The following is a 19,294-nucleotide window of genomic DNA, read 5'->3' as shown; positions in this document are numbered from 1 at the left end:
CCTATTTGGAAACTAGGCTGTTTTATTTATCTTTTCTATTATGGTCTAGTTCAGAAAGCTTTTTCTTAATATTAGGAAAAGCATTTTCTAAACGCCTATGAATAAAGCTTTTTTCTTTTGACAATTTTTCATATTTTGTCTTTAATTCTTCCATATGTAGCTTTCTTTCATCTATAATATCTTTAAAATCTGACTTCTGTTCTGCAAGTTTATTTTTCATATTATCTTTAGTTTTAATTGCTAATGTCATGCCTTTATAAATATTCTCACCTACATCTTCCGAATAGGATCTTAATTTTTCAGCTATTTCTTCAAGTATAAGCATATGTTTTTTTATTTTCATGATACCTAAAATTGTTATAAGAAAATCTGCTATAAAATATGCCAAAAGTATAATCAATATAATATTACCAATATTACTATTGAAGATAGATACAAACTTTGAAATTGATGGATGAATTATATCTATCATGAAGACTCCAGCCAGACCCCATATAATCGAAAAGGAGAGACATACATAACCTTTTATATTAAAAGGCATATCGTTATAGTCCCACCATTTATTATTAAATACTTTTTCAAGTATAAATCCCGTAATGAGTTCCAAAGTCGATGTAAGCAAAAATGCACCTAAAAATAATAGAAAGAAATTTTCTGATAGGTCTTCTAAGCAAAATATCAATATTATCATACCGAAGCCATAAATCGGACATACGGGACCGTTTAAAAAACCTCTATTAACAAATTTGCCAGATGTTACTGCGTGATAAGCGACTTCTACACACCAACCTAGGAAAGCATAAATAATAAAGAACCATAAATATTCAAGAATAAAATTTATCATATTATATCACATCACATTACTATATTTTTTTAGATTGGTTAATGATATAATTATAATTCAAAAAATCAACAAATGCAATTTTTTTCAGTAGATTTAAAGTTAATTAGGAATTTATTAATATTTTGCTATAATATTAGTAATGAAAGAGGTGTTTATGTGATTAAGATACTTTTAGTAGAAGATGATGCTACTTTGGCAATGGGAATAGAATATTCATTAAAATCTGAAGGGTATGATGTGGATATATCCAGTACTGTTTCTAAAGGAAAAGATTTAGTGGATAAAATAGAGTACGATTTAATAATATTAGACATTGGTTTGCCAGATGGAGATGGATTTGAACTTTGTAAATATATAAGAGAAGATAAAGCAACTCCTATTATATTTTTGACTGCTCAAGATGAAGAAGTGAGTATTGTAATGGGATTAGAGATTGGTGGAGATGATTATATAACTAAGCCCTTTAGAATAAGAGAATTAATCTCTAGAATAAAGGCAGTTCTTAGAAGGACAGAAGGTACTAAAGGAAAAAACGTACTAATATCTGGAGATATTAAATTAAATCTAATGGAATATAGGGTTTATAATAAAGATGAACTAGTTCAGCTTACGCCATCGGAATATAAGCTCTTAAGTATATTGATGAATAATTCCGATAAAGTATTATCTAGAACTGTAATGTTGGAGAAACTTTGGGATATAGATGGAGAATTTGTAGATGATAATTCCCTGTCTGTTTATATAAGGAGACTTAGGGAAAAAATAGAGGAAGATTCTTCAAATCCCATATATATAAAAACCATAAGAGGTATAGGATATAGATGGAATGTTGAGGTAAGGGGGTAGGAATTTGCTTAGAAACGAAGAATTTAAATCTATCATATTAAAATTAATACTGTTACAATTAATGTTTGCAATTATAGGGTTTCTAATTGTAAATGTTTTTATAGATAGTATAAATGAAAAAATAATAGAAAGAGATATGGGTCTAGTTGGAAATATAATAAAGCATTATCCAGAAGTAGAAGATGAAATAATTTCATATATAACTAAAGAGGTAACTGAAAATGATAAGTTAATTGGAAAAGAAGTATTGAAATCCTATGGTTATCATGAGAAATTAGATAAGATTTTTCAACCCATATTGAAAAATACTAATATGGAAATATCCATGGCTCTATTAATCTTCTTTTTTATTATACCTTTAGGTTATATCATAAGAGCTGAATATAAAAAGATATATACTAAAGTACAAGATGTATATAATGTGGCAGAGAAAGTTGTGGAAGGAGATTTTAAAGTATATTTGCCTGAGGAAGGAGAAGGGGATTTTAATATACTCAACCATCAATTTAACCAAATGACAAATAGACTGAAAAATAGTTTGGAAATTTTAAAAGATGAAAAAATATTTTTAAAGAATATAATATCTGATATTTCTCATCAGTTAAAGACACCATTATCCTCTTTAATAGTATTTAATGATTTATTAATTGAGGATGATAATATGCCCTTAGAAGTAAGAAAAAATTTTCTGGAAAAAGAAAGGTCTCAATTAGATAGAATGGAATGGCTTACAATTAATCTTTTGAAAGTGGCAAGAATAGAAGCAGGAGCTATTGAATTTAAAAAAGAAAAAGTATTATTAACTGATATAGTAAATATAGCTTTATCTGCATTAAGCCATAGATTGGAAAATCAGATTGTAGAAATAGAAGGTAATAAAAATGCAGGTTTTTATGGAGATAAAGAATGGACAGGAGAAGCCTTAATTAATATAATTAAGAACGCCATAGAACATGGTAAAGGGCAAATCAATATTTTCTTAGAGGAAACATCTTTGTTTTCTACCATTGCTGTGAGAGATAATGGAGATGGTATAGATTATAAACATTTACCTCATATATTTGAAAGATTTTATAAAGTAAGTAATGAAGTTAAAGAAGATAGTATTGGTATAGGATTGAATTTAGCAAAGTTAATAGTACAGTCTCAAAATGGGACTATTTCTGTAAAAAGTGAGAAAAATAAAGGTACAGAATTTACGATGACATTTTTAAAAGGAGTAGTTTAATCTTTTTTATATCTAAGAGATTTCTTACTAAACTGTAATCCTTCTATTCATGAAGATGTAAGGTTGACACCATATAATATAAATATGATGTTATTACTTACAGTTAATGAGATAAATATAATAGGAGGGATAAAATGGATGTGGTGAAAGTCGTTGATTTATGTAAATCCTATGGTACAGGAAATACTAAAGTAGAGGCTTTAAAAAATATTAATTTAACTATAAAAAATGGAGAATTTGTAGCAGTAGTAGGGGCAAGTGGTTCTGGGAAATCCACTCTTTTACATTTGTTAGGTGGAGTAGATAAGCCTACAAGTGGAAAAATATATATAGATGGAGTAGATATATATAATCTTTCTGAAAAGGAACTGGCTATATTTAGAAGAAGAAAGGTAGGATTTATATTTCAATTTTATAATCTTGTTCCAGTTCTCACGGCAGAGGAAAATATATTATTACCTTTACTTTTAGATACAAAGAAAGTAAATAAAGAACATCTTGAAGAATTAATAAATATTCTTGGATTAGAAGATAGAAAACATCATTTGCCAAATGAACTCTCAGGAGGACAGCAGCAAAGAGTATCTATAGGCAGGGCATTGGTCTACAAACCCTCTATAGTATTGGCAGATGAGCCTACAGGAAACTTAGATAGTAAAAATAGTAAGGAGATAATAGATTTACTTAAAATATCTGTAAGAAAATATAATCAAACATTGATACTTATAACCCATGATTTAAATATTGCTTCTCAAGCTGATAGGATAATAACCATAGGAGACGGCAATATTATAAATGAGGTGATTAACAATGCAAAGTTATAAAGAAATTACCTATAGATATTTGAAAGGACAAAAAAACAGGACATTACTTACTATATTGGGAATTATTTTATCTGTAGCACTTATTTCAGCAATAGGAACCATAATTGTATCTGTAAGAGGAGCATTGATTGCAGATGCCATAAGAGAAAATGGTTCTTATCATGCTAAATTTAATGAGATGAATAGGGATAGTATAAATAAATTAATGAATCATGTAGGAGTATCAGAAGCAGGAATTGGTAAGTTTGAAGGTTCGGCTATAGTACAGGAAACAACTCAAGGAGAAAGGGAAGAATACAGATGGGACATTCCATATAGATATATAGAAATAGAAGGTCTTGAAGATAAAGCTCTAGAAATGCTTCCTCTTAATATAGATGAAGGAAGGCTTCCAAAAACACCAGATGAAATAGCAATAGAGCATTGGGTGGCTAATTATTTTTATAAAGAGGTACAATTAGGAGATAAGATAAAATTAACAGTTGGAAATAGAGTGATTGGAAATGATGAAGAGACCTCAGACGGAAACATTATTAGAAAAGAAACCTTTGAGAAAACTGGAGAAAAGGAATATACAGTTGTAGGTTTTATAAAACCTCAATATATTTGGAAAGGAAACTTAGTTACTAAAGGTGTTGTTGGATTAGATAATAAGACAGAAGAAGGAAGTTATAGTGCTTATATAAAGCTTCCAAATGTAAAAGACGCATATGAAAAAGTAACATCAATTGCAAAGGATTTGGGAAAGACAGAAAATGACTTTGAATATAATTATAGAGTATTGAGATTATATGCAGAAAGCATGAGTGAAACATTTGATAAATCCATGGTAATTCTTTTATTGTTTGTAGTAGGATTGATTATAGTATCTACTATAGCAGTTATATATAATGCTTTTAATATTTCAGTATTAGAAAGAATAACTCAATTTGGACTTTTGAGATCAGTTGGAGCTACACCAAGGCAAATTAAAGGGATAGTCCTTAAAGAAGCTATGATTCTTAGTATAATAGGTATTCCAATAGGGTTGTTTTCAGGAGTATTTGCCATGAGAGTAGTTTTATATATCATTAATTTATTAAAAGCAGATATACTTGTTTTTAGTGATATGAAAATAACCATATCAGAAATTGTATTTCTAATCAGTACTGTAATAGGATTAGTTACAGTATTTTTATCTGCCATAGGTCCAGCAATAAAAGCAGGAAAGGTGTCTCCAGTGGAAGCTGTTAGGAATACGGGAAGTATTAGGAAGGAAAAGGTTGGTAAAACTAAAAATACTATATTTATCAGAAAAATCTTAGGAGTAGAAGGAGAAATTGCATATAAGAATCTAAGAAGAAATCGAAAGAGATTTATAATAACAGTATTTTCCATGGTTATAAGTATATCTCTATTTATTACATTTTCTAGTTTCTCAAATTTTATGTTTAAGATGGGTGTTGTAGAAAGTAGCAATATGGGAAATTTCTCTATCTATGGGGATATAGATGATAATGCAGAAAAAATATATAGAGAGTTAAAAGATATAGAGGATATAAAGAGAGTATATAAAGTAACCTTTAATAATGGAGAAGTCTTAATCAAAGAAAACCGAATTAGCAAGGATATGATAAAAATGGCTCCTATGTTATTTGAAAATAAGAAAGATGATTTAATTGAGATAAATAATGCTCAAATATTTACTATTGGAGATGAAAATTTAGAGGTTTTAAAGGGATTATTAAAAGAAGGGACTTTAGATATAGATAAACTAAATAAAGAAAATGGAGTATTGGTTATAAATAGTACCTATGCCCATAACCAAAAAACTAAGAGGAATTCTTTGATGGAAGGATATAAATTAAAGGTAGGAGATAAACTACCTTATGCTTCCTATGATTTAGATAAAGAAGGAGCAGATCGTGTTTACAAAGAACTAACAGTGGCAGGAGTATTGGAAAAAGGTATATTAGATATGGAATATAATCTAAATGGCAGTATAAATATAATAACTACAGAAGAGGTATTAAATAATTTATTAATGACAAATGATGAAGAGATTGATGATAGTATAAGTAGATACCGTACAAATATGTATATTGATATGACTGAGGATGGAGACATTGAAAATATAAGGTCTTATTTGGATAAATTAGAGGAAAGAACACCAGGGTTTCATTATATAGATTATGCGGAATCAGCTAAGGAAAATAAGATAGTAAATATAATTGTAAGTATATTTTTATATGGTTTTGTAGCCATAATCACTTTAATAAGTTCAATAAATATAATAAATACCATAAGTACAAATATTATATTGAGAACTAAGGAAATCGCAATGATTAAAGCCATAGGTATGACTCAATCTGGTATTAAGAGAATGGTAGCATTTGAAAGCCTTTTCTATGGTATATATGCTACGATATTTGGTGGAACAATAGGGACAGTATTGTCATATATATTGTTTAATATATTAATGAGAATTAGAGAATTTCAATGGATGATACCATGGAAGAATATATTTATTGCCTGTATAGGGGCTGTAATAATAGCCTTATTATCTGGAGCATATCCCCTTAAGAGAATCAATGATAAAATCATAGTGGAAAGTATAAAAGCAGAAAATTAAAGTAAAAAAGATAGGGATTTCCCTATCTTTTTTTAAAAGTATCCTCTTTCATATTGTCTAGGATATTTTATATCTAAATTATTATCATAAGCCATATTCAGTACAAAATATGGGTCACGAAGAAGTCCCCTGCCAATGGCTACTAAATCAGCTCTATTATTATAAAGGATTTCTTCTATTTGGTCAAATTCTTTAATAAGTCCTACTGCAATTGTAGGCATATTACATTCTTTTCTTATGATGTGAGAATGAGATACTTGGTATCCTGGGAATATTGGAAATTTAGCATTGATTAGTCCTCCAGTACTTACATGAACCATATCTATATTTTCTTTTACTTCATTGATAATATTCACCATTTCATATTTATCAATTCCATCATTGTCATAATCATCAGCAGATACCCTAAGAAGAATAGGCTTTTCTTTAGGCCATACTTCTTTTACAGATTCTAATATTTCCTTTAAAAATCTAGTTCTATTTTCTATACTACCACCATATTCATCAGTTCTCTTATTTGTAATAGGAGATAAGAATTCATGTATCAAATATCCATGGGCTCCATGAATCTCTATGGAATCAAAACCAGCCTCATTGGCACGCCTTGAAGCATCTCTGAAAGCCAATACCAATTTTTTGATTTCTTCCTTTGATAATTCACGGGGTATTCTATATTTTTCATTAAATGGAATTGCTGAAGGGGCTACAATATATTCATCATTGGACTCACATTTTCTTCCTGCATGGGCTAATTGTATGGCTATTTTACTGCCGTGAGATTTCACACCATCTACTAATGATTTTAATCCTTCTATATGTTCATTATTCCAAATACCTAGATCATTACTGGTGATTCTGCCATTGGGAACTACACCAGTGGCTTCAACAATGATTAATCCCACATCACCTATGGCTCTAGATATATAGTGAATTTTGTGGAAGTCCTTAACCATTCCACTTTCATCAGAAGAATACATACACATTGGAGGCATTACAATCCTATTTTTTAATTCCATATCTTTAATTTTATATGATGTTAAACTTTTCAAATATATCACCGTCCTTTAAAGATATACTTACCCATAGTGGTAAAATTATCACTGCATAGTATTTTATATATTCTTTTAATAGTGAATAGAGAATTGTAAAACTATATGGTATAATATATTTAAATAATGATTTACATAATATATATTAGTTGATGTAATAAATGGGGGCTAAATATGAATTTGAAGGAAGAATTAGAAGATCGAATTTTTGATATGGAAAAGGTTTCACAGGTTTTTAATATTGAACCCTTTGATATATATTTTCTAGGAGGATCTGCATGTATATTAGGAGATTATACTGAAAGAGCAACTAGAGATTTTGATTTCATAGATTTAGATTATCCTTCTAAATTAGGTCGAGTTTTTGTACTCTTAAGAGATTTTGATATGCTAGAATATGAAAGTACATTAATATCACCTAAATTTAGAGAAAGAGCTAAAAGATTGGATAAGTTTACATATTTAAATATTTATTTGCTATCAGTGGAAGATATAATTGTGAGTAAAATCATCAGGTTGGCGGAAAAGGATTTAGAGGATATTGATATACTTATTAATATGGCTAATAAGGAATTAATAAATGAAATCATATGTGAAGTTTTATCTAGAAATGATTTGTATAAGTCAAAAAAAGAACAATTTAAAAGACAATTAGTACGGTTTAGGGAGAGATATAATGTATAGGATAGTATGTGAAAGCTATGAGAACTATAAAAATGATTTTTTGCCATATGATAGTGATAACTATCGTTATAAGATTACTATACCATTGGAATTGATACAGGACTTATCTTTATATGAACAAGAAAAAAAACATAATACCCTAAAATATCAAAAATTAGAAAATCTTATATATCTTTTAAAAAATAATATCAATGAATATCCTGACTATAAATCATTCTTATGGAGCTTAGAATCTAGAGGAATATATGGGAAGGATTATGGTGTTATTTCTGAGGAAGAATTTAGGGAATTGACTAAAATTATAAATATGTTTCTAAAATTGTCCTATTGGGGTTAATTTAATAATAAAGGATAAGCAAACTTGCTTATCCTTTATCTTATATATTTATTTTAAAATGCCCAGTTACCATTTTCAAATACTTGTAATTTTTCTCCATCTATAGTCTCACCTATGATTGACATATCTTCTGAACCAATCATAAAGTCTACGTGAGTAAGGGAGTTATTTACTCCGTGTTTTTCTAATTCTTCATCTGTCATATTTTCTCCACCAACTATATTAGTAGGATATGCCTTACCAAAGGCAAAGTGACAAGATGCGTTTTCGTCAAATAGCGTGTTCATAAAGATTATATTGGATTTAGAAATAGGTGAACTAAAAGGAACTAGAGCTACTTCTCCAAGGTGTTTTGCACCTTCGTCTATGTCAAATAAATCCTTTAATACATCTCGACCAACTTTGGCATCATAATCTATAACCATTCCATCTTTAAAGGTAAGTTTAAAATCATCTATTAATTTGCCACCATAATTTAGAGGTTTTGTGCTATATACTACACCATTTACTCCTGTTTTTAATGGCATAGTAAATACTTCTTCAGTAGGCATATTTGGTGCAAAGTATACATCTTTAGAGTCAGTAGCCCCGCCACCAGCCCAAATATGATTTTCTGGCAATTCTACCATTAAATCTGTTCCATTGGATGACTTGTAGTGTAAGGATTTTAATTTCTTATTATTTAAGAAATCAACCTTTTCTTTTAAATTATCCATATGATTTTCCCAAGCTTCAACAGGATTTTCTAAATCCATACGAGTAGCATTAAATATGGCAGCCCATAGTTTTTCAACTGCCTCTTCTTCACTTACATTAGGAAATACTCTTTTTGCCCATGATTTAGTAGGAATAGATACTACACACCAAGGGTTTATATCGTTCATAGTATATTTTCTAAATTCTTTTAATCCAATGGAAGAAGATTTGTTATTTGCAGCTATTTTCTTTGGATCAATTTCTTTAAGTAATTCTGGGTCTTGAGCTGAAATTGAAAGGAAACCTGCACCTTTTTTTGCAAAATCCTCTAAAGAATCAGCATACCATGATGGGAAGTTTTCAAATACTTCCATAGGAGCATTTTCGTATTTTAGTTTTGTAAGGACTTCATCATTCCAGTTTACATGAACTTCACTGGCACCAAGTTCATAGGCATTTTTAGCAAGAAGTCTGACAAATTCAATACCCTCAATTGGAGCATTGATTACTAGGGGTTGACCTTTTTGAATATTGATACCTACTTTAACACATAACTTTGCATAATCATTTAATATCATTTCATGATTTTTCAAAATATCACCTCTTTTATGTATTTACCTATAGTTTATAGGAAATTCAATGATTTGTAAATATATGGTTTAGGAATCTGTAAAAAATAAATCCCAATGAAATTATATATCCATTGGGATTTAAATTAAATCTTTACTTTTCATCAATTTTTACAAATTCACGGGTCTGTAAATACCAGGTTAGTTCAGCTTTAGCTTCTCCTCCTTCATCAGGAAGTTTGAAACAGGCTGCAGTTCCTTTTTTAAAACGAAGGAAGGTTCCTGAAAGTTCTTGGCTCCAAAGTGAAAGGAAGGGTTGCTGACCAACTATAATTGCAGCAGTTTCAGGCTCAATATCAGTAACCAGATCCCTAAGTAAACGAACACTGCCTCCAGTTCCAAGAAAATCTAAGTATATTGGATCTTCTAAATCTAGCTCTTCTGATAACATGTCAGCAGTTTCTCTTGCCCTTAGTTTTGGGCTAGAATAAATTTTTATATTTTTATGATTACCTAGCATTGTCTTAAATCCAGATACACTTTTCTTCAGTAGTTTTTTTCCTCTAAGTGAAAGGGACCTTAAATCATCATCTGTAGATTTTTCCTTATCTTCTGCCATTCCGTGTCTGTAGAGTATAAGATATTTGCTCATGTAAGACTCTCCTTTTTAAATGAATTTGGTTATTAAGAATATTACCCATTTTCGTTAAAAAAAACCATGAAAAATATAGGAGATATTTTTATTTGAAGAAGACAAGTAGATATTAAGATGTTGATTTTATGTAAAAAGATTACTTTATACTAAATAAGCCTGATTTTATGGCTATTCGCCTAATATAAGGATTATACATAGCTGGAGATTTTAAATTTTTAGCCATTAGATTAAATTTAATATTATCTGCCTTACTTTTATATCTATTTTGAAATCCATCAATACCTTTTTCAAGACTTTGAGCTAGATATAGAGAAGTTTTCAGCGCATAGCTGATTCCTTCTGCGGAGCTAGGACTAATGGCTCCAGCGGCTTCGCCAATAAGGGCTATATTATCCATTCCAAGATAAAACTGTGATAATTTTTTGGGTCTGTAAATATATGCACTTTCTCTATGGATACTATTGCTAAAGTTAAAACCTAGATTTTTTAATTTTGCTTTTAGTAGATTATACTTTTCTGCCGTATTGTTTCTAGGTCTAAGGGCAGCTCCTAGTAATAGATAATTATCCTTTGGTATTATCCAAGAGTAGAAATCAGTTATTTCTTCATCGAATATGGCTGTAAAATTATGTGCAGGTATAGGAGACTTATAGGATTCTTGAATTGCTATATATCTTTCAGGCATATGAATATTGTTACTTATTAAATTTCTTATTCTTGAAGATGCACCGTCTGCACCTATGATAATCTTTGTTTTCGCTGAAATTTCCTGTTGATTATGAATATATTTAATTTCATAGCCTTCTGATATTTCAGTGAAACCTTTAAAACATGAATCAAATATTTTATCAACGTTAGATGGAATCATGGAAATTAACCATCTATCAAATTTTTCCCTATCCATATTGAAATAGAATTTTTGATATAAGTTATCTAAATTATTATTCATATCAATAGTTCTTACAGCAAAAAGCTGAGGGTCAACTAATATATTTTTAGGTATTCCTAAACCTAATTTTACAAGCATCTTTTGAGCATCTGGTGCTAATAGACCTCCACAACATTTATGGGAGATTTTTTTGGAATTCTCATTTTTAAAATTCCTTTTATCTATTAATAAAACTTTATATTTATTTCCTATTAATCGTGCAAGGTTTGCCCCAGCAGGACCTGAACCTATAATAGCAATATCATACATAAATTCACCTTCTAGATTTTTAGATTTTCAAATATTTATTATTTAAATATCACTTTTATATTCAAGAATATCTCCAGGCTGACATTCTAATGCCTTGCATATGGCCTCTAAAGTTGATAATCTAATGGCTTTTGCTTTTCCATTTTTCAATATGGAAATATTAGCCATGGTTATTCCAACTTTCTCTGAAAGCTCTGTTACACTCATTTTTCTTTTAGCCAACATTACATCAATATTAATTATAATTGCCATGTTATTCACCTCATATGGTTAAATCGTTAATTGACTTTATCTCTACGGCCTCGTTTAAAAGTTTTTGAAGAACTGCGGAAAACACTGCAATTACCATAGAAGCAAAGCTAATTACTAGGCCTAATACTATAATTCCCGGAGCATCATCTATCTCTGCCATAAGATAAAAGAAGGGAATATTCATAGCATATAATACACTAATTGCAACTGCACAGTATTTTATCTTTTTTAAAGCTTTTACAGATAGTTCTGAGAAAGCCTTATTTTTGTCAATATAGTTTAAAAGTTCAAAGGCTTGATATAGGGCAAAATAAAAAGGTATAGCTGTAGCATATAAATTTGCTGAAATTAAGTATTTTATATAATCCATATCTGGATATAGACTTGCTGCATAGTTTCCTATTTTGGGTATCAAGAATATACATACAAGAAAAATAGGAACTCCTATAAGGATAACAGCAATTTTTAAAAAGAGCGTTGACCCCTTTTTCATAAAAACACCTCCATGAAATATCAATAAATAGATTATAAACAATAATTTATCGAATGTCAATAAATTATTGTTGAGAATAAATGGAAATGTATTGAAATTGGATATAATAAAAAACTCCCAAAAGGGAGTTTTAAAAATGAATTGGTTTATCTATGGCACCAAAGGCTGCTTCCATCATTGCTTCTGATAGGGTAGGATGAGGGTGGATTCCCTCCTTAATATCGTAGACTGTTCCTTCAAGTTTCATAATCATCACTGCTTCTGCAATCATATCTGTAGCATGACTTGCCATAATATGTGTGCCTAAGACTTCACCATATTTTTTATCTGCTATTATCTTTATAAATCCTACATTTTCTCCTTCAGCTAAGGCTTTACCATTGGCTGATAAGGGGAATTTACTAACTATGACATCATATCCTTTTTCCTTAGCCACTTCTTCTGTAAGTCCCACACTGGCTAACTCAGGGAATGTATATATACATTGAGGTACTATATTGTAATCTACTTTAGATTTCATTCCCATAATGTTTTCAGCAGCTACTATGCCTTCATGAGAAGCTACATGGGCTAAGGCGTATTTACCATTTAAGTCTCCTATGGCATATACTCCATCTACACTAGTTTCCATTCTTCCGTTTGTTTCTACAAAACCCTTGGAATCTAGCTTTAGATTTAGACTTTCTAATCCCTTTAATTGTGGCTTCAATCCCAGGGATACAAGATATTTATCTCCTTTAAATAACTTTTCCTTACCTTTGTGTTCAATTAGAACTCCATCATTTGATATAGACTTTAACTTAGTATTGGTCAATATATTGATTCCTACTTTTTTAAGTTGTCTTTCAAGGGTAGTAGCCATTTCTGATTCTGTAGAACTTAATATTCTATTGGACCTTTGAATTAAAGTTACCTTAGAGCCTAAGGAGCTAAAAAGTGTTGCAAATTCCACTGCTATGACTCCACCGCCAACTACTACTAATTCTTCTGGAATTTCTTTTAAGCTTAATGCACCTTTGCTATTTATAACTTTACCAGATTTAACCATATCTTCTAATCCATTTATGGAAGGAAAGTTTTCCTTAGCTCCAGTGGCTATAATAAGGTTCTGTCCCCAAAGAGTAGTATCATTTACCTTAATTTCATTTTTATTTAAAACAGTTCCCATTCCTTCATAAATATCAATTTTATTCTTTTTCATAAGGGATTCTATGCCAGATACTAACTGATTTACAACTTTATCTTTTCTATTTATTAGAGAATTCCAATCTACTTTTATATTATCTACATCAATACCCACTATGCCAAATTCTTCTCCCCGTAAAATATCCTTATAGAGTTTAGCAGTTCTAAGCATTGTCTTAGTAGGAATACAACCCCAATTGAGACAAACACCACCTAATCTTTCTTTTTCTATTAAGGCCACCTTTGCCCCAAGTTGGGCTGCCCTTATGGCAGCCACATAACCTCCTGGGCCTCCGCCTAAAACAAGAATATCATATTTACTCATATAATCACCTTCTCTTTCTATGACATTAGTAAAAGCATTTCTGGGTTAGATAATAATTGAGTTAGCATATTTAGGAAACGAGCACCACTAGCACCGTCAATTATTCTATGGTCATAGGATAGAGATAAAGGCAGCATATGGGCAATTACTATTTCATCATCTTTTACAATAGGTTTCTTTACAATACGTCCTATACCAAGGATGGCTGATTCAGGGTAGTTAATAATTGGGATACCAAATAGTCCACCGATTGAACCATAATTAGTTACAGTAAAGGTACTTCCTTTCAACTCATGAAGCTCTGCCTTATTTTCCTTGGCTCTATTACTTAAATCTTCTACTTCTTTAGCAATCTCTACAATATTTTTTTCATTTGCATCTCGAAGGACTGGTACCATAAGCCCTCTATCAGTATCTGTTGCTATGCCAATATGATAGAAATGTTTTAGGACTAATTCTTGATTTTCTTCATCAAAGGATGAGTTAAATTCAGGGAATTCTTTCAATACTCTTATGACAGCCTTAATAATAAATGGCAAATAAGTTAGATTAATGTCTTCAGCTTTAAACTTATCCTTGTGCCTATTTCTAAATTCTACTAATTTAGAAACATCTATTTCATCCATTGCAGTTGTATGAGGTATAGTAAATCTAGATTTTGACATTTGTTCTGCAATAGTCTTTCTAATTCTTGTAAGTGGAATTCTTTCCACCTTTTCATTATTATCATAACTTACTTTTACTGGTTCAGTCTTAGGTTCTTCTACTTTAAATGGTTTAGCACCTTTCTTAGAATTTAAAATATCTTCTTTCATTACTCGACTCTGTGGACCTGTTCCTTCTATAGTCTGAATATCTACTCCCAAGTCTTTAGCCATTTTTCTAGCTACAGGAGTAGCTAATACTTTTTTCTTCTCAATATTTACATTGACTGAACTTTGACCTTCTGTACTAGATGGAATCACTTCTGAGGAAGCTATGACTTCTCCTACAACCCCAGCAGTTTCTTCTTCTACGACTTCTTTTTTTTCAGATAGTTCATTTAGTTCTTGTTCATTTTCTAAAGAGTCATCAGAAGTATCTATTACAATAAAGACCTGTTCTACTTCAATAGTATCTCCTTCTTCAAACTTCAATTCTAATACTTTACCTGATTTTGCAGAAGGGATTTCTGTAGTGACTTTATCTGTTTCTACTTCGGCTACAGATTGACCTTCTTCTATATTGTCACCTTCATGAACTAGCCATTTCATAAGAGTACCTTCTCTTATACCTTCACCTATATCTGGGAAACGAAATTCAAATTTCATAATATACCTCCTAACTAAAACTTAACTACATCTTCAATTGTTTTTGCTATTCTTTCAGGAGATGGAATATAGTGCTTTTCTCCTCTTGGAAGAGGGAAAGTAGTATCAAATCCTGTTACACGAGTAGGAGGAGCTTCTAAATATAAGAATGCCTTTTCATTTAGAATAGCTACAATCTCTGCTCCTGTACCTAAAGTCTTTGGAGCTTCATGGACTACTATGGCTCTTCCAGTTTTCTTAACTGATTCAACAAAAGTCTCTCTGTCCATTGGAGCAATGGTTCTTAAGTCTATTATTTCCGGATGGATTCCTTTGGCTTTTACCATTTGGGCAGCTTTCTGCACATCTCTAACCATTGCACCCCAAGTTATAATAGTTACATCTTCTCCTTCTTCCACGATCTTTGCTTTACCAATAGGAAGTGTATAAGCGTCCTCTGGAATATCTTGTTTAAATGCCCTATATATTCTCTTTGGTTCTAGAAATAAAACGGGATCAGGATCTCGAATTGCTGCTATAAGAAGTCCCTTTGCATCATAAGGGGTAGAAGGGATAACAACTTTAAGTCCTGGTATATGAGCATAAAGAGCTTCCGTACTTTCAGAGTGATGTTCCAATGCCCTAATACCTCCGCCGTAAGGAGCACGAATTACCATAGGCAAAATATATCTACCTCTACTACGGTTTCTCATTCTAGCAACATGAGATATTATTTGGTTAAAGGCAGGATAGGAAAATCCCATAAACTGCATTTCTACAACTGGTTTTAGTCCATTAACTGCCATACCTATTGCTGTACCTACTATGGCAGATTCTGCAAGGGGAGAGTCAAAGGCTCTCATTTTTCCAAACTTTTCTTGTAATCCAACAGTTGCTCTAAAGACTCCACCTTCAAGACCTACGTCTTCACCGTAAACTACTACAGTTTCATCATTTTCCATTTCATTCATTAAAGCTTGATTAACAGCCTGAACTATATTTAATGTGTTAGCCATATTATTTACCTCCTTCTAAAAAAGACTTGTATTCCAACAATTGTTCCTCTAATTGTGGAGGCATTGTTTCATAGTGATACTTAAATATATCATCAATTTCGGTATCAGATTTATTTTCAATTGATTCAAAAGTAGCCATTACTTCAGTTTCCAATTCCTTTTTAGTTTTTTCTTCCCATTCCTCTGTTAATATATTTTTATTTAATAAATATTTTCTAAATCTTAATAATGGGTCTTTATGTTTCCATTCTTCAACTTCAGAGTCTTCCCTATATAAAGTAGGGTCATCAGAAGTAGTATGAGCACCTAATCTGTAGGTAAAGGCTTCTATAAGTGTAGGACCTTCACCATTTCTAGCTCTGTCTATGGCTTCTTTTGTAGCAGAATACATGGCAAATATATCATTGCCATCTACTACAATACCTGGCATACCGTAAGCAATAGCTTTCTGAGCTAAGGTTTTACTCTTAGTCTGTTTTTCTCTAGCAACTGAAATAGCGTATTGGTTATTTTGGATTATAAATACTACTGGAGCATTAAAAACTGCCGCAAAGTTTAAAGCCTCATGGAAATCTCCGTGGGAAGTACCGCCATCTCCAATATAAGTTACTACTGCATTTTTCTCTCCTTTAATATTGTTTGCCATACCGATACCTGCTGCATGTTGATATTGGGAACCTATAGGAACAGCTACAGGAAGTACTTTTACACCTTCTGGCATATAACTTCCCCATTCATTTCCATACCAATATAAATAAATATTTTTAAGAGGAACACCTCTAACTAACCAAGCCCCTAATTCTCTAAAAGCAGGAACTAACCAGTCTTCCTTATCCATGGCATAAGCACTGCCTACTTGGGCAGCTTCTTGACCAGTGTTAGGAGCATAGGTAAGCATCCTTCCCTGTCTTTGATAGGATAAAGCTTTTTCATCTATTGTACGAGTGTATAACATGGTTTTGTAAAGATATAATAATTCGTCGTTGGACAGTGCCGGAATATCTTTTTCGTTTATAATTTCGCCATGGGCATTTAAAATACTATAATATTTTTCATCTAGAGGGTTATAATCTTCAAATCTCATTTTACTACCTCCTTATATATAAATAACTAATTGATAACTATTATCATTTGTATTTATTTTATTCCCTAAATACAATAAACTAAACATGGAGACATGCTTTAATTTTTATATATTTTGAGATTATTTGTAAATAAAAGTGAACTATGGTACTATATATGCCTATGAGGAAATTTAAAATAAATTATAAATTTATATAAAAATTAATCATGAAAGGAGAGGAAAATATGTCAAGCTTACCAAATTGTCCAAAATGTAGTTCAGAATATACTTATGAAGATGGACATCTTCTTGTTTGTCCAGAGTGTGCCCACGAGTGGAACCCAGATATACAACAAGAGTCTACCCATGAGAAGGTAGTAAAAGATGCCAATGGAAATGTACTTAGTGATGGTGATGATATAATAGTGATTAAGGATCTTAAGGTCAAGGGAAGTTCATCATCTGTAAAAATAGGTACAAAGGTGAAAAATATAAAATTAGTCGATGGGGATCACGATATTGATTGTAAAATTGATGGATTTGGAGCCATGAAACTAAAATCTGAATTTGTAAAAAAGGCATAACTGTATACCTAACATATAAAGACCTATGGATTATATATAATCCATAGGTTTTTATTTATTTAAAAATCTTATTTCTATAAAATAGGCTAGTCAGTAATTGAAACAAAGCGAAGATTTGAAATATGATTACTAACATAAACAAAAAAAGCAAACATATCTTAATAAAAAAGAATTGCTTCGGGGGATGATATATTGTCTAATTTTTATATAAGTATAGTACAAAACTTTTGCATTGCTTTTGGTGTAGTAGTTGGAGGAAGTGTATTTGCTGGAATAGGAGCAATTATAACTAATAACCCACCCCTTCGGACTATGTTAAACGTAGCAGGTTCTATTAAAATATGGGCTGTTGCCATTGCATTAGGTGGAACATTCTCTTCTTTTATAATAATTGATAAAGGTTTAATAGAAGGAGAGTTAAAATCTATTATAAAACAGATGATATATATATTAATAGCTCTTTTAGGGGCAAATTTAGGATTTTCTTTTATTAAGTTAATTCAAAGGAGTAGTGAAATATGGCTAAAGTAAGAAGTTCAAAATATATAGTATGTCTTTTCACAGGATTTATCTCAGGTATCTTAATGGGGATAGCTGTTTTTACTACTTTAGTTAGCTATAGAATAGATGAATATCATAAAACAATAATATCTCTAGAGAATACAATTGAGGATAGAGATGCCAAGTTGGAAAAATTAGAACAAACCATTAGTGATACTAATATGATACTTAAAGATATAGAGATAAAACTAAACTTTAATGGAGATGAGATGGATAGAATAGATATAGAAAAGTCCATAAAAGAAAAATATAATACCTTAATTGGAAAAGAAGTTAAAAGTATAGACACAGATATACTTTCAGAAGTAATAGATAAAAGAATTTTTAAAATAGAAAAAAAGGAATACAAGCTAAAGGTAGAAAAATTAATATTGACAGAAATATTAAAGATATATGTTAATGTAGAGTTAAAGGAATAATAAGGGCAATGAAATAAAGGGTAGTATCTTAATATAAGAGCCGAGAATGTAAATAACTTTGTGCTTTAGAGATAACTACTCATCTCTAATCTGACAAGAAATATTAAACTGGATAAAACTTACAATTAAATATCTTGATTATATCTTTGCCAAGGTTATTTTAATTTATGCATTAAATTGAATAATCTTGGCAATAATTTTATATAAGTGATGCTATGACTTTTTGTAAATATATCTTTGAATTTATCTTTACAAAAAGCTTACTCATTTTTAATTGGATTATGGTTTGAAGCTAGCTTTATAATCTGTTTTAAAGCCTATAATCCCAAATTTAGAAGGTTTTCATATAACACCTATATAATTCTATGAAAGATGGATATTTACTCGTTCTTCAAAGAATATAGATAACTGGTTTATAACCAAATCCCAGTTTTTATACCTTTGGGTCCATTTCTTTATAGTATTTTGGCTAGCTAAGTAAAGTATCTTTTCTAGAGCTTGATCAGATGGGAACATAGTTTTAGTCTTGGTTACTTTTCTTAGCTGTCTATGAAAACCTTCTATTA

Annotated in this window: 20 protein-coding genes and 1 pseudogene; 9 read left to right on the top strand and 12 right to left on the bottom strand. The window is 30.6% G+C overall.

Features of this window, described 5'->3' with window-relative positions:
• Window positions 1–22: 22 nt before the first annotated feature.
• On the bottom strand, window positions 23–844 hold the full coding sequence (locus FYJ83_RS11525) for a putative ABC transporter permease (RefSeq protein WP_154440726.1): 822 nt from the start codon (window positions 842–844) through the stop codon (window positions 23–25).
• 156 nt (window positions 845–1,000) lie between these two features.
• Here FYJ83_RS11525 and FYJ83_RS11520 point away from each other — a divergent pair, with 156 nt between their 5' ends.
• The 4 genes from FYJ83_RS11520 (at window position 1,001) to FYJ83_RS11505 (ending at window position 6,353) form a co-directional block, all read left to right on the top strand.
• The gene (locus FYJ83_RS11520) at window positions 1,001–1,690 is read left to right on the top strand and encodes a response regulator transcription factor (RefSeq protein ID WP_216584799.1); all 690 of its coding nucleotides are present in this window, start codon (window positions 1,001–1,003) and stop codon (window positions 1,688–1,690) included.
• A gap of 4 nt (window positions 1,691–1,694) precedes the next feature.
• A complete protein-coding gene (locus FYJ83_RS11515; RefSeq protein ID WP_154440724.1) occupies window positions 1,695–2,918 on the top strand; it encodes a HAMP domain-containing sensor histidine kinase in 1,224 nt (407 codons plus the stop codon).
• 134 nt (window positions 2,919–3,052) lie between these two features.
• A complete protein-coding gene (locus tag FYJ83_RS11510; protein ID WP_154440723.1) occupies window positions 3,053–3,742 on the top strand; it encodes an ABC transporter ATP-binding protein in 690 nt (229 codons plus the stop codon).
• Entirely contained in the window at window positions 3,729–6,353 is a 2,625-nt protein-coding gene (locus tag FYJ83_RS11505) for an ABC transporter permease (RefSeq protein WP_154440721.1), read from the top strand. Before FYJ83_RS11510 ends, FYJ83_RS11505 begins: the two co-directional genes overlap by 14 nt.
• Before the next feature lie 32 nt (window positions 6,354–6,385).
• On the opposite strand, the gene namA is transcribed toward FYJ83_RS11505, so the two are convergent.
• The gene (gene namA, locus FYJ83_RS11500) at window positions 6,386–7,402 is read right to left on the bottom strand and encodes an NADPH dehydrogenase NamA (RefSeq protein WP_154440719.1); all 1,017 of its coding nucleotides are present in this window, start codon (window positions 7,400–7,402) and stop codon (window positions 6,386–6,388) included.
• 174 nt (window positions 7,403–7,576) lie between these two features.
• Between namA and FYJ83_RS11495 the strand changes: the two genes are divergently transcribed.
• Window positions 7,577–8,086 (top strand): DUF6036 family nucleotidyltransferase, encoded by a 510-nt coding sequence (locus FYJ83_RS11495; protein WP_154440717.1) that lies wholly within the window; start codon window positions 7,577–7,579, stop codon window positions 8,084–8,086.
• Window positions 8,079–8,423, top strand: coding sequence for a hypothetical protein (locus FYJ83_RS11490; protein ID WP_154440715.1), 345 nt, complete (start codon window positions 8,079–8,081; stop codon window positions 8,421–8,423). The genes FYJ83_RS11495 and FYJ83_RS11490 overlap by 8 nt, the downstream gene beginning before the upstream one ends.
• Before the next feature lie 53 nt (window positions 8,424–8,476).
• Here the strand turns inward: FYJ83_RS11490 and FYJ83_RS11485 are convergent, their stop codons facing one another.
• From FYJ83_RS11485 to pdhA, 9 genes are all read right to left on the bottom strand, one after another.
• Entirely contained in the window at window positions 8,477–9,712 is a 1,236-nt protein-coding gene (locus FYJ83_RS11485; protein WP_154440713.1) for an aminopeptidase, read from the bottom strand.
• 130 nt (window positions 9,713–9,842) lie between these two features.
• A complete protein-coding gene (locus FYJ83_RS11480; RefSeq protein WP_154440711.1) occupies window positions 9,843–10,340 on the bottom strand; it encodes a SixA phosphatase family protein in 498 nt (165 codons plus the stop codon).
• A gap of 139 nt (window positions 10,341–10,479) precedes the next feature.
• Window positions 10,480–11,541, bottom strand: coding sequence for an FAD-binding protein (locus FYJ83_RS11475; RefSeq protein ID WP_154440709.1), 1,062 nt, complete (start codon window positions 11,539–11,541; stop codon window positions 10,480–10,482).
• 42 nt (window positions 11,542–11,583) lie between these two features.
• Complete coding sequence (locus tag FYJ83_RS11470; RefSeq protein ID WP_154440707.1) at window positions 11,584–11,793, bottom strand: helix-turn-helix domain-containing protein; 210 nt, start codon at window positions 11,791–11,793, stop codon at window positions 11,584–11,586.
• 10 nt (window positions 11,794–11,803) lie between these two features.
• Window positions 11,804–12,286, bottom strand: coding sequence for a DUF2975 domain-containing protein (locus FYJ83_RS11465; protein ID WP_154440705.1), 483 nt, complete (start codon window positions 12,284–12,286; stop codon window positions 11,804–11,806).
• A gap of 130 nt (window positions 12,287–12,416) precedes the next feature.
• Window positions 12,417–13,796, bottom strand: coding sequence for a dihydrolipoyl dehydrogenase (lpdA, locus tag FYJ83_RS11460; RefSeq protein WP_154440703.1), 1,380 nt, complete (start codon window positions 13,794–13,796; stop codon window positions 12,417–12,419).
• A gap of 17 nt (window positions 13,797–13,813) precedes the next feature.
• Window positions 13,814–15,106 (bottom strand): dihydrolipoamide acetyltransferase family protein, encoded by a 1,293-nt coding sequence (locus FYJ83_RS11455; protein ID WP_154440701.1) that lies wholly within the window; start codon window positions 15,104–15,106, stop codon window positions 13,814–13,816.
• A gap of 14 nt (window positions 15,107–15,120) precedes the next feature.
• Window positions 15,121–16,101, bottom strand: coding sequence for an alpha-ketoacid dehydrogenase subunit beta (locus FYJ83_RS11450; RefSeq protein ID WP_154440699.1), 981 nt, complete (start codon window positions 16,099–16,101; stop codon window positions 15,121–15,123).
• Between the two features lies 1 nt (window position 16,102).
• The gene (gene pdhA, locus FYJ83_RS11445; protein ID WP_154440697.1) at window positions 16,103–17,185 is read right to left on the bottom strand and encodes a pyruvate dehydrogenase (acetyl-transferring) E1 component subunit alpha; all 1,083 of its coding nucleotides are present in this window, start codon (window positions 17,183–17,185) and stop codon (window positions 16,103–16,105) included.
• A gap of 224 nt (window positions 17,186–17,409) precedes the next feature.
• On the opposite strand from pdhA, the gene FYJ83_RS11440 reads away from it, so the two are divergent.
• From FYJ83_RS11440 to FYJ83_RS11430, 3 genes are all read left to right on the top strand, one after another.
• Complete coding sequence (locus FYJ83_RS11440; RefSeq protein ID WP_154440695.1) at window positions 17,410–17,748, top strand: zinc ribbon domain-containing protein YjdM; 339 nt, start codon at window positions 17,410–17,412, stop codon at window positions 17,746–17,748.
• Between the two features lie 192 nt (window positions 17,749–17,940).
• Window positions 17,941–18,279 (top strand): YtrH family sporulation protein, encoded by a 339-nt coding sequence (locus tag FYJ83_RS11435; RefSeq protein ID WP_154440694.1) that lies wholly within the window; start codon window positions 17,941–17,943, stop codon window positions 18,277–18,279.
• Entirely contained in the window at window positions 18,267–18,728 is a 462-nt protein-coding gene (locus tag FYJ83_RS11430; protein WP_154440692.1) for a hypothetical protein, read from the top strand. Before FYJ83_RS11435 ends, FYJ83_RS11430 begins: the two co-directional genes overlap by 13 nt.
• Before the next feature lie 363 nt (window positions 18,729–19,091).
• Here the strand turns inward: FYJ83_RS11430 and FYJ83_RS19975 are convergent.
• Window positions 19,092–19,294: pseudogene (locus FYJ83_RS19975) on the bottom strand (IS256 family transposase); the annotation flags it as partial.

The sequence above is a fragment of the Tissierella pigra genome, assembly GCF_009695605.1.
GTDB classification, from domain to species: Bacteria; Bacillota; Clostridia; order Tissierellales; family Tissierellaceae; genus Tissierella; species Tissierella pigra.
Note: the sequence above shows the minus strand (reverse complement) of the source record. Positions and strands in the feature narration are given on the sequence as shown.